Annotated in this window: 10 protein-coding genes; 7 read left to right on the forward strand and 3 right to left on the reverse strand. The window is 73.4% G+C overall.

Annotated elements, in window-relative coordinates; all coding sequences use genetic code 11:
* The first annotated feature begins 73 nt into the window (after positions 1 to 73).
* Genes AB0F18_RS15440 through AB0F18_RS15455 form a run of 4 tightly spaced genes read left to right on the forward strand, consistent with a single transcriptional unit; the run spans position 74 to position 3,851 of the window.
* Positions 74 to 1,129, forward strand: a complete 1,056-nt coding sequence (locus AB0F18_RS15440) for an energy-coupling factor ABC transporter permease (protein WP_362059932.1) — start codon at positions 74 to 76, stop codon at positions 1,127 to 1,129.
* A 1-nt stretch (position 1,130) separates the two neighbouring features.
* Positions 1,131 to 1,892: a cobalt ECF transporter T component CbiQ gene (gene cbiQ / locus AB0F18_RS15445; RefSeq protein ID WP_362059935.1), complete on the forward strand. Its 762-nt coding sequence runs from the start codon at positions 1,131 to 1,133 to the stop codon at positions 1,890 to 1,892.
* Positions 1,880 to 2,665: an ABC transporter ATP-binding protein gene (locus AB0F18_RS15450; protein ID WP_362059938.1), complete on the forward strand. Its 786-nt coding sequence runs from the start codon at positions 1,880 to 1,882 to the stop codon at positions 2,663 to 2,665. The genes cbiQ and AB0F18_RS15450 overlap by 13 nt, the downstream gene beginning before the upstream one ends.
* A gap of 28 nt (positions 2,666 to 2,693) precedes the next feature.
* On the forward strand, positions 2,694 to 3,851 hold the full coding sequence (locus AB0F18_RS15455; protein WP_362059964.1) for a serine hydrolase domain-containing protein: 1,158 nt from the start codon (positions 2,694 to 2,696) through the stop codon (positions 3,849 to 3,851).
* Between the two features lie 57 nt (positions 3,852 to 3,908).
* Here the strand turns inward: AB0F18_RS15455 and AB0F18_RS15460 are convergent, their stop codons facing one another.
* The 3 genes from AB0F18_RS15460 to AB0F18_RS15470 all read right to left on the reverse strand — a co-directional run bounded on the left by AB0F18_RS15460 (position 3,909) and on the right by AB0F18_RS15470 (position 8,208).
* Positions 3,909 to 4,391: a YbaK/EbsC family protein gene (locus AB0F18_RS15460; RefSeq protein WP_362059941.1), complete on the reverse strand. Its 483-nt coding sequence runs from the start codon at positions 4,389 to 4,391 to the stop codon at positions 3,909 to 3,911.
* Between the two features lie 109 nt (positions 4,392 to 4,500).
* On the reverse strand, positions 4,501 to 6,153 hold the full coding sequence (locus tag AB0F18_RS15465) for a penicillin-binding transpeptidase domain-containing protein (protein WP_362059944.1): 1,653 nt from the start codon (positions 6,151 to 6,153) through the stop codon (positions 4,501 to 4,503).
* A 288-nt stretch (positions 6,154 to 6,441) separates the two neighbouring features.
* Positions 6,442 to 8,208, reverse strand: a complete 1,767-nt coding sequence (locus AB0F18_RS15470; protein ID WP_362059947.1) for a phospholipid carrier-dependent glycosyltransferase — start codon at positions 8,206 to 8,208, stop codon at positions 6,442 to 6,444.
* A gap of 68 nt (positions 8,209 to 8,276) precedes the next feature.
* Between AB0F18_RS15470 and rsmI the strand changes: the two genes are divergently transcribed.
* The 3 genes from rsmI (at position 8,277) to AB0F18_RS15485 (ending at position 10,729) form a co-directional block, all read left to right on the forward strand.
* The gene (rsmI, locus tag AB0F18_RS15475) at positions 8,277 to 9,173 is read left to right on the forward strand and encodes a 16S rRNA (cytidine(1402)-2'-O)-methyltransferase (protein WP_362059950.1); all 897 of its coding nucleotides are present in this window, start codon (positions 8,277 to 8,279) and stop codon (positions 9,171 to 9,173) included.
* 266 nt (positions 9,174 to 9,439) lie between these two features.
* Positions 9,440 to 9,829 carry a hypothetical protein gene (locus tag AB0F18_RS15480; protein WP_362059967.1) on the forward strand — a complete coding sequence of 130 codons (390 nt, stop codon included), beginning with the start codon at positions 9,440 to 9,442 and terminating at the stop codon, positions 9,827 to 9,829.
* A 9-nt stretch (positions 9,830 to 9,838) separates the two neighbouring features.
* Positions 9,839 to 10,729: a TatD family hydrolase gene (locus tag AB0F18_RS15485; RefSeq protein ID WP_362059953.1), complete on the forward strand. Its 891-nt coding sequence runs from the start codon at positions 9,839 to 9,841 to the stop codon at positions 10,727 to 10,729.
* The last annotated feature ends 624 nt before the right edge of the window (positions 10,730 to 11,353 follow it).

Consider the following 11,353-nt stretch of genomic DNA (forward strand, 5'->3'; position numbering starts at 1 on the left):
CAACCATTTGCAACTGGGCACTACTCTTGAACGGTTGCAGACCCATGTGAGGAAGAGGAAGCGGAGCCACTCCATGCACGTGCCCGACGGATTCATCGACGCACCCGTCTCGGTGGCCGCAGGAGTGGCGGCCACCGCCGCTGTCGCGGTCAGCCTGCGCGGCGCCCGCCGAGAGCTCGACGAACGCACCGCCCCGCTGGCCGGCCTCGTCGCCGCCTTCATCTTCGCCGTGCAGATGCTGAACTTCCCCGTCGCCGCCGGCACCAGCGGCCACCTCCTCGGCGGCGCCCTCGCGGCGATACTCGTCGGCCCGTACACCGGCGTGCTGTGCGTGTCCGTCGTCCTGCTGATGCAGGGCATCCTCTTCGCCGACGGCGGCCTGACCGCCCTCGGCGTCAACGTCCTGAACATGGCCGTGGTGACCGTCCTCGTCTCCTACGCCGTCTTCCGGGGCCTGCTGAAGCTCCTGCCCGCCGGCCGGCGCCCGGTCACCGTCGCCGCGTTCGCCGGCGCCCTGCTCTCCGTCCCCGGCGCCGCCTGCATGTTCACCCTCCTCTACGCCCTCGGCGGCACCACCGACGTCCCGATCGGCAAGGTGTTCACGGCCATGGCCGGCGTGCACGTGCTCATCGGCATCGGCGAGGCGCTGATCACCGCCGCGACCGTGGGCGCCGTGATCGCCGTACGGCCCGACCTGGTGCACGGCGCGCGCTCCCTGGCCACCCCGCTCAAGCTGCGCGTCGGCGGCGAGCTCGTCGACGCCCCCGCCGCGGCCCCCGTCCCGGCCGCCGCCCGCTCCACCCGCAAGCTGTGGGCGACCGGCCTGGTCACCGCCCTCGTGCTCGCCGGGTTCGTCTCCTTCTACGCCTCCACCAGCCCGGACGGCCTGGAGAAGGTCGCCGCCGACAAGGGCATCGACGCCAAGGCGCAGCAGCACGCCGCCGCCGGCTCCCCGCTCGCCGACTACAGCGTCAAGGACGTCGGCGACGCCCGCCTGTCCGGCGGCCTCGCCGGCGTCATCGGCGTCGGCGCGACCGTCGCCGTCGGCAGCGGGATCTTCTGGGCCGTGCGCCGCCGCCGCGCCCAGGACCTGACCGCCGCCGCCACCTCCCCCGCGTCGGCCGGCTGACGTGGGAGCCGGCCACGCGCACAAGCTCTACCGGCACGGGCACTCGCCCGTGCACGAGCTGCCGCCGCACTGCAAGATCGCCGCGACCGCCGCCTTCGTGATCGTCGTCGTATCGACACCGCGCGAGGCGATGTGGGCCTTCGGCCTGTACGCCGTCCTGATCGCCGCCGTCGCGGCGGCCGCCCGGATCCCCGCGGGGTTCCTGCTGCGGCGGCTGCTGATCGAGGTGCCGTTCGTCCTGTTCGCCGTGCTCATGCCCTTCGTGTCGCAGGGCGAACGGGTCGACGTCCTCGGCATGTCGCTGAGCGTCTCCGGCCTGTGGGGCGCCTGGAACGTGCTCGCCAAGGGCACCCTCGGCGTGGCCGCCTCCGTGCTCCTCGCCTCGACCACCGAACTGCGGGCGCTGCTGCTCGGCCTCCAGCGGCTGAAACTGCCACCGCTGCTCGTACAGATCGCCTCGTTCATGATCCGGTACGGGGACGTCATCACCGACGAGCTGCGCCGCATGTCCATCGCCCGGCGCTCCCGCGGCTTCGAGGCCCGCGGGATCCAGCACTGGGGGGTGCTCGCCAAGACCGCCGGCGCCCTCTTCATCCGCTCCTACGAGCGCGGCGAGCGGGTCTACCTCGCGATGGTCAGCCGCGGCTACGCCGGCTCGATGCCGGTGATCGACGACGTCACGGCCACCCGCGCCCAGTGGGCGTACGCGGCCGTGCTCCCGGTGACGGCGCTCGCCGTCTGCATGATGGGATGGACGCTGTGACCGCTCCCTCCGCTTCTCCCGCCGCCTCCGCGCCCTCGCTGGAGGTGTCCGGGGTCGCCTACGCCTACCCGGACGGGCACCAGGCCCTCTTCGGGGTCGACCTCACCGTGGGACGCGGCGAGCGCGTCGCCCTGCTCGGCCCCAACGGCGCCGGCAAGACCACCCTCGTCCTCCACCTCAACGGCATCCTCGGCGGCGGCGTCGGCTCCGTCACCGTGGCCGGGCTGCCCGTCGAGAAGCGCAACCTCGCCGAGATCCGCCGCCGCGTCGGGATCGTCTTCCAGGACCCCGACGACCAGCTGTTCATGCCGACCGTGCGCGAGGACGTGGCCTTCGGCCCGGCGGCGGCCGGACTGCGCGGCGCCGAGCTGGAGCAGCGGGTGCGCGAGGCCCTCGAACAGGTCGGCATGGCCGGCTTCGCCGACCGCCCGCCCCACCACCTGTCCTTCGGGCAGCGGCGCCGGGTGGCGGTGGCGACCGTCCTGGCGATGCGGCCGGAGATCCTCGTCCTGGACGAGCCCTCCTCCAACCTCGACCCCGCCTCGCGGCGCGAGCTGGCCGACATCCTGCGCGCGCTGGACGTCACCGTGCTGATGGTGACGCACGACCTGCCGTACGCCCTGGAGCTCTGCCCGCGCTCGGTGATCCTCAGCGAGGGGGTCATCGCCGCCGACGGAAGCACCCGGGACCTGCTGTGCGACGAGGAGCTGATGGGCGCGCACCGGTTGGAGCTGCCCTTCGGCTTCGACCCGCGCACGGTGGCCGCGGCATAAGCGCGGGCCTGCGGTTGTTGGGGTGCTCGTGAACATCCAGGGTGTGGTGACGGAGGGCTTCGAGCCCGTACGAGAGGCCTTCGCGCGCAACTTCGAGGTGCTCGGGGACCGGGGCGCGGCCGTGGCCGTGTACCGGGACGGCCGCAAGGTCGTCGACCTGTGGGGCGGCACGAAGGACGCGAACGGAACCGAGCCCTGGGCGGAGGACACCGCGACGATCGTCCGGTCCGCGACCAAGGGCGTCGCCGCGGCCGTACCGCTGCTGCTGCACCAGCGCGGACTGCTGGACCTGGACGCGCCGGTGGGCGCGTACTGGCCGGAGTTCAAGGCGGGCGGCAAGGAGCGGACCCTGGTCCGCCACCTGCTCGCGCACCAGGCCGGCGTTCCCGCCCTGGACCGAGGGCTGACGACGGCGGAGGCCGCGGACGGGGTGTCCGGGGCGCGGGCAGTCGCGGCGCAGCGGGCGTTCTGGGAGCCGGGCAGTGCGCACGGCTACCACGCGCAGACCTTCAGCTGGCTGGTGTCCGAGCTGGTGCTGCGGGCCACGGGGCGCACCGTCGGCGGGATCCTGGCCGAGGAGATGGCCGAGCCGCTGGGGCTGGACTTCTGGATCGGGCTGCCGGAGGGCGAGGCGCACCGGGTGGGCCGGGTGGCCCCGGTGGAGCCGCCGCCGAGTGCGGGTCTGCTGAAGACGCGGCCGAGGAGGAACGTTTCGGAGGCGTATGCCGACCCGGACTCCCTGACGCGGCGGGCCTTCGCCGCCATCGACCCGCAGCCGGACGAGAACGACCCCGTCTACCAGGCGGCGGAGCTCCCGGGCTCGTCCGGTATCGGCACGGCGCGCGCCCTGGCCCGCTTCTACGCGGCGACCATCGGGGTGGTGGAGGACGGGGCCCGGATCTTCACCCCGGCGACCACCGCGCTGGCGGGCACCGAGTTCGCGGCGGGTCCGGACCGGGTGCTGGTCGTGGGCACGCGCTTCGGCCCGGGCTACATGCTGCACGGGCCGGCGTCCCCGCTGCTGTCCCCGGCCTCCTTCGGCCACCCGGGCCGCGGCGGCTCCCTGGCGTTCGCGGACCCGGAGGCGGGCATCGGCTTCGGCTACGTCACCAACGCGCACGCCAAGTCGGTCACCGCGGACCCGCGGGCGCAGGTGCTGGTGCGTGCGCTGAAGTCCTGCCTGTAGCTCTTTGTCGCTTTGGCGCTATTGGTGGTTGTCGCTTGTCGCTTGTCGCGGCCGGCGTCAGCTCTTCTCGCGTACGTCGGCCAGTTCGGCGGCGGCGTGCGCGATGAGGTCGCGCGGGGGCATCGGGAACACGGCGTGCGGGGTGCCGGCCGCCGCCCAGACCACGTCGTGCTCCAGCAGGGAGCGGTCCGCCAGGACGCGGGTGCGGGTGCGGTGGCCGAAGGGCGGGACGCCGCCGATGGCGTAGCCGGTGGTCTCGCGGACGAGGGCCGCGTCGGCACGGGTGACTTTCGCGGCGCCGAGTTGACGCCGGACGGCGTCGACGTCGACCCGTGAGGCCCCGTCCATGAGGACCAGTACCGGGATGCCGTCCGCCGTGAAGATCAGTGACTTCACGATCTGGCTGAGCTCGCATCCGATCGCGGCGGCGGCGTCGGCGGCCGTGCGGGTGCCTTCGGGGAAGGTGCGGATGGCGAGGCCGTCGAGGCCGAGTCCGGCGAGGGCCTGCGCGAAGAGGGGGTGCGGGGTGGTGGTCGTCATGCGGGGACGCTAGCGCCGTGCGGGGTGGGGGGCGAGGCGTTTTCGCCCCGCCCCGCCCTTCGCCCGTTCCCCGGGGCTGCGCCCCCGCACCCGGCTCCGGGCGGGTGGGTCAGGAGGCGTTGAGGACCGTGGCGACGATGGGGCCCGCCGCGTCGCCGCCGTGGCCGCCGCCTTCGACCATCGCCGCCGCCGCCACGTCGCCGCTGAAGCCCGTGAACCAGCTGTCCGGGGCCGCCGCGCCGTCGACCTCCGCCGAGCCGGTCTTCGCGCCCTTGTCGGAGCCGCCGACCGGGGCCATCGCCTTGGCCGCCGTGCCGCTCGTGGCCGTCTGCCGCATCATCCTGACCAGCTGCGCCGACACCCCCGGCGCCAGCGGCCGGGAGGCCGTGGCCAGGGTGCGTCCGTCCAGGGAGGCCTTGACCAGCACCGGCTGGCGGAACACCCCGGTGCGGGCGGTCGCCGTGATGGAGGCCATGTTCAGCGGGTTCATCTGGATGGCGCCCTGGCCGATGTACTCGGCCGCGGCCGCGGAGCCGGAGGTCACCGGAACGGTGCCGTCCTGCGAGGGGATGCCCGTCTTCCAGTCCAGCCCGATGCCGAAGGCCTCCTTGGCCACCCTCGGCAGCGCCCCGTTGTCCTTCACGTCGTCGATCAGGCTGATGAAGGCGGTGTTGCAGGACTTGGCGAAGCTGGTCGAGAAGGGCTGGCCCGACAGGGAGAAACCGTCGAGGTTGCGGAACACCTTGCCGTCCCAGCTGGCGCTCGCCGGGCACGCCGCCGGCCGGTCGGCCGCCACCAGGCCCTTCTCCAGCAGCATCGCCGCCGTCACGATCTTCATCGTCGAACCGGGCGCCCGCCGGCCCTGCATGGCCGCGTTGAAGCCGTCCCGGCGGTGGTTGGCCACCGCCAGGATGTCGCCGGTGCTCGGCTGGACCGCGACGACCGAGGCCTCCGCGTGCCGCTCCACCGCCTTCTCCGCCGCGGCCTGCACGTTGGCGTCCAGGACGGTCTGCAGCTGTCCCGGCGTGCCCTCGACCAGCGTCGCCAGGGTCCGCTTGGGCGCGTCGGCGGTGGCCGGTTCGATCCACACCTCGACGCCCGGGGTGCCGCCCGCCTTCTCCCCGTACGTCTTGCGCAGCGCGTCCAGGACCGGCCGCAGCGACGGGTACTGCTCGGCCGTCAGCTCCTTGCCGTGCCGGTCGACCGCCTTCACCGGCGGGCTGGCCGGGGTGCCCGCGCGCAGCCGCTCGTCCTTCTGGAGCTGCGGGTGGATCACCGAGGGCTGCCAGTCGACGACCGGCTTGCCGCTGGTGGAGCCGCGGACGACGGTCAGCTGGGACTCGTAGGCGAAGGGCTTGGCCGTGCCCTCGTGGGTGATCTCGGCCTCGACCTTGAAGGGCACGGTGGTGCCGTTCGGGGTGCCGGGCGTGATGACCGCCTTGGAGACGAGCGCCTTGGAGCGGAAATCGGCCACCGCGGGCTGTGCGGCCTGCGGGTTGTTCGTCAGGTCGGCCGCCGCGCCCGCGTTGCCGGCCGCCCACGCGGCCAGGAAGTCCTTGGCGACCCGGGCCGCCTCCTGGTCGGTGACCGGCCCGCTCGCCCGCTGCGCGGTCACCGCGCCGTTGCCCGCCGCCCCGTTCTTGTCCGTGCCGGTGCTGCCGCCGCCGCTGTCACCCACCAGGGTGACCACCCCGTACGCCGCACCGCCGGCCATCGCCAGGAACACCCCGCCGACGATGGCACCCTTCGCCGCCCCGTTCACCGCGTCCCCTCCCCAGGAGCCCCCGTTCTCTGAACGCGTTCAAAGAACCTTGGTGTGGACCTTACGCCACCCCGCAGGTCGCTCTTCGTGTTTGTTACCGGACCGGAACAACGATGGCCGAAAAGGGAGGGTGAAAGGCCGGAGGGCCCTCCCGGCGTACGGGAAGGCCCTCCGGCCTGGTCCGCAACCTGCCCGTTGCGTGCTGGGTGAACAGGGGTGCAACGGGCCCGTTCCTGTCACCCGGCGCCCGCGCTCAACCACCGATTGCGGTATCCGGCCGATGTCTTGTCACACCCACGTGTCCAGCCACATCCGACCGCGCCAGGAATCCATGGGCAGGGTCTGGCCGGTGTAGACCGGCCAGAAATAGATGAAGTTCCAGACGATCAGGAGCACCAGCACACCCGCCCCGATCGCCCCCAGGGCCCGCCGGCGCTCCGTCGAGCCCGACGGCCCCAGCAGGGCGCCGATCATCATCGCCACCGCCAGGCACAGGTACGGGACGAACACCACCGCGTAGAAGTAGAAGATGGTCCGCTCCTGGTAGTTGAACCAGGGCAGCAGGCCGGCGCCCAGCGCGCACGCGATCGCGCCCGCCCGCCAGTCGCGCCGGAACAACCACCGCCACAGCACGTACGCCAGCGCGAAGCAGCCCGTCCACCACAGCAGCGGCGTGCCCAGGGCCAGCACCTCGCGGGCGCACTTGCCCGCCTCGGTCGCCGGGCAGCCGTCGGTGCCGGGCGAGGGGGACTCGTAGAAGTAGGAGACGGGCCGGCCCAGGATCAGCCAGCTCCACGGGTTGGACTCGTAGGTGTGGCCCGAGGTCAGGCCCACGTGGAACTTGTAGACCTCGGTCTCGTAGTGCCACAGGCTGCGCAGCCACTCCGGCAGGAACGACAGCGAGCTGTGCTGGTCGTACTTGGCCGCCCAGTCGCGGAAGTAGCCGCCCTTGCCGTCGTCCGGGCTCAGGATCCAGCCCAGCCAGGAGGCCAGGTACACGGCGATCGCCACCGGCACCGTCGACAGGAAGCCGGGCAGCGCGTCGCGGCGCAGCATCGCCGCGTACGGGGCGCCCGCGCCGGCGGTGCGGCGCGCGGCCGCGTCCCACAGCACGGTGAGGACCCCGAAGAAGGCCAGCACCACCAGGCCGTTCCACTTGGTGCCGAAGGCCAGGCCCAGGCAGACGCCGGCCAGCAGCCGGTACGGGCGCCAGCCCAGCCGCAGCGTCTCGGCGATGCCCGCGTCCGGGCGGGCGCGGCCCTCCTCGTCGACCGGCAGCGCCGCCGCGAGCCGGGCCCGCGCCCGGTCGCGGTCGACGACCAGCGCCCCGAAGGCGGCCAGGACGAAGAACATCAGCACCAGGTCGAGCAGCGCGGTGCGGCTCATCACCAGGTGCAGGCCGTCCACCGCGAGCAGCGCGCCCGCCAGACAGCCGAGGAAGGTGGAGCGGAACAGGCGCCGGCCGATGCGGCAGAGCATCAGGACGGACAGGGTGCCGAGCACCGCCGTCATGAACCGCCAGCCGAACGGGTCGAAGTCGAACATCCACTCGCCGAGCCCGATCACCCATTTGCCGACGGGCGGGTGCACGACGTAGCCGGGGTCGGCCGGCAGCGGGACCGCGTCGGGATTCGCGAGGATCGACTTGTCGACATCCTTGGGCCAGCTGGCCTCGTAGCCCTGCCGGATGGTGGCCCAGGCGTCCTTGGCGTAGTACGTCTCGTCGAATATCACCGCCTTCGGGCTGCCCAGGTGCGTGAACCGCAGCACCCCCGCGACGAGAGTCACCAGCAGCGGCCCCACCCACGCCATGACCCGCTGCCAGGTCTGCCGGCTCGCCTCCGGGATGCCGAGCGCCGCCCACAGCTGGGCGGACGGCCGGGTGTACGGGGGTACGAGGCGGGTACGGACATCGGCCGCCGGCGCGGCGGGCAGGTAGCCGAACCCCCGCAGGCGGCGCAGCCATACGGGCGGCTCGTGCTCGGAGCCGCGTCCGCCCGGCGGGACGGGCGGGGCCCCCGCGGGGCTGGGCGGCGGCGTCGCGGTACTGGTCACCGGGTCATCGTAGGGAACGCCCCTGTGCGAGCCCCAGTCCCCACGACCCCCAATGAGAGGATGAGGCGGTGACAGCAGACCAGCCCCACGCCGCCCGATCCTCCTCCTCTCCCGGCGTACTCGTCCTCGCCGGGACCCCGATCGGCGACCTCGCCGACGCTCCGCCCCGGCTCGCCGCCGAGCTGGAACGGGCCGACGTGATCGCCGCCGAGGACACCCGGCGGCTGCGCCGGCTCACCCAGGGGCTCGGCGTGCACACCACCGGGCGGGTGCTGTCGTACTTCGAGGGCAACGAGTCCGCCCGCACCCCCGAGCTGGTCGAGGCCCTGGAGACCGGCAAGCGGGTGCTGCTGGTGACCGACGCCGGCATGCCCTCGGTGTCCGACCCCGGCTACCGGCTGGTCGCCGCCGCCGTGGAGAAGGACCTCAAGGTCACGGCCGTGCCCGGGCCCTCCGCCGTCCTCACCGCGCTCGCGCTCTCCGGGCTCCCCGTGGACCGGTTCTGCTTCGAGGGGTTCCTGCCGCGCAAGGCGGGCGAGCGCCTCGGCCGGCTGCGCGAGGTCGCGGGGGAGCGGCGCACGCTCGTCTACTTCGAGGCCCCGCACCGGCTCGACGACACCCTGGCGGCCATGGCCGAGGTGTTCGGCGCCGACCGGCGGGCCGCCGTGTGCCGGGAGCTCACCAAGACCTACGAGGAGGTCAAGCGCGGCGGGCTCGGCGCGCTCGCGGCGTGGGCCGCCGAGGGGGTGCGCGGCGAGATCACGGTCGTCGTCGAGGGCGCCCCGGCCGCCGGGCCCGCGGACCTGGACGACGAGGAGCTGGTGCGCAGGGTGCGGGTGCGCGAGGAGGCGGGCGAGCGGCGCAAGGAGGCCATCGCGGCGGTCGCGGCCGAGGCCGGGGTACCCAAGCGGGACGTCTTCGACGCCGTGGTGGCGGCAAAGAATGCGGCACAAAAGATGCCGTAGGTCGGTAAAGAGCTAACCTGAAAAGCAAAGCTCAGACCGCGCACCGGCCGCTTTGAGACATGACTGGCCCAAAGACCGTCCAACACTGGACAGGGCCTGATGCGCTCCCGCCCGAAGAGGCGTCCACTGGCAATGGCACCAGTGGAACAAGAGGAGCTGGCATGAGTGAGATCGCAGACACCCCGGTACCCGTCCCCGCCGCAGGTCCTGCCGCCGTTTCCACCCCCGACGTGCAGACCGTGTACGAGGCCTACTCCTTCGCGTGCATGAAGTGCGGCTACGGCTGGGAGCAGGCCTACGCGATCGAGCACCACACCGACGGCAGGGGCCAGCCGTTCATCATGTACAAGGTGAACGAGGAGCGGGTGCCCTCTCCTCTGTCGAACCCGACCTGCCTGAACTGCGGCGGACACGTCGTACGGATCATGCGGGCCGGGCAGGTCTCCCAGGTGAACGCCACCATCGACCGGCTCTACCACCACCGCATCGCCCCCGGGATCGCCGGACCCGTACCGGCCGGCGAGAACCCCCCGCGCCCGCCGAGGCAGCGCAGGCCCGCCCCCTCGCACGACGCCCCGGGACCCGTCGCGATCAACGAGCCCGGGCGGCGCCGCGGCCTGCTGTCCCGCCTGCTGGGGCGGCTGCGCCGGTCATAAGATCGGCCCATGAGCCCTAGCCCTTCCTCCGCCGCCTCCAAGGACGCGCCGCCGCCGCTGCCCGAACCCCTCCGGGTGGCGGTGGCCGATTCCCACACCCACCTCGACATGCAGTCGGGGACGGTCGAGGAGGGTCTGGCGAAGGCCGCGTCGGTGGGCGTGACCACCGTCGTCCAGGTGGGCTGCGACGTGAAGGGCTCGCGCTGGGCCGCCGAGACGGCGGCGGCCCACGCCAACGTCCACGCGGCGGTGGCGCTGCACCCGAACGAGGCCCCCCGCATCGTCCACGGGGACCCCGACGGCTGGTCGCGCCAGGGCGCCCGGGCCGGCGGCGGCCAGGGCGCCCTGGACGAGGCCCTCGCCGAGATCGAGGCGCTGGCCGCCCTCGACCACGTCAAGGCCGTCGGCGAGACCGGGCTGGACTACTTCCGCACCGGGCCCGAGGGGATGGCCGCGCAGGAGCGTTCCTTCCGGGCGCACATCGAGATCGCCAAGCGGCAGGGCAAGGCGCTGGTCATCCACGACCGCGACGCCCACGCCGATGTGCTGCGCGTGCTGCGGGAGGAGGGCGCGCCCGAGCGGACGGTCTTCCACTGCTACTCCGGGGACGCGGAGATGGCCCGGGAGTGTGCGGCCGCGGGGTACTACATGTCCTTCGCGGGGACCGTCACCTTCAAGAACGCGGCGCCGCTGCGCGAGGCCCTTGCGGTGGCCCCGCTGGAACTGGTGCTGGTGGAGACGGACGCCCCGTACCTCACGCCGGCGCCTTACCGGGGGCGGCCGAACGCGCCGTACCTCATTCCGCTGACGGTGCGGGCGATGGCGGCGGTGCGCGGCATCGACGAGGACGCCATGGCCACCGCCCTCGCGGCGAACACGGCCCGCGCCTTCGACTACTGAGCCGGGGCCTGCGGTGGGCTGCCGCGTTTGGGTGACCGCCCGGGCGGTCGTCCGTCCTGCGTGTGACCGCCCGGCCGCGTGAGCCTGCGCGGGTGGCGGCCCGGGGCGGCTGTCCCTCCCGCGGGTGACTGCCTGGGTGTGTCCCCGTGCGGGTGACGGCCCTCGCGGTCGACCCCTGCGCGTGACCGCCTTGCGCGTGGCCGCCTTGCGCGTGACCGCCTTGCGCGTGACCGCGCCGCGTGGGTCGTCTCGCCGCGCAATCAATCGCGCGGCATTGCCGACATGCGGATATAAGGACATGCCGCCATGGCGATGTGCCGACATTTCGGTACGCCGATGGCGACACCTTCGGTACATCCGTTCGTTCGACACGCTGGGTAGTCGAACGGCTTTGGTGCGTGACGGCCGCTCCCGCTAGGGTGCCGTGCCCGAACCAGCCGGGGCCGGACCAGTGGAGCGAGCGACGTGAGCGATACGCAGGGCAGTCACCGCCGTGTCTCCTGGCCGGAGACCGCGCCGGACGCCGCCGGCCCGGGCGAAGGCCCGGGCCCGGAGCCCGAGCCTGCCGTCCCCGCCCCCCGCAGCGAGGGCCGGCGGGCCGGCCGCCGCCGGTGGACCGGCGGG

Source organism: Streptomyces sp. NPDC029216 (genome assembly GCF_040648015.1).
Classification (GTDB): domain Bacteria; phylum Actinomycetota; class Actinomycetes; order Streptomycetales; family Streptomycetaceae; genus Streptomyces.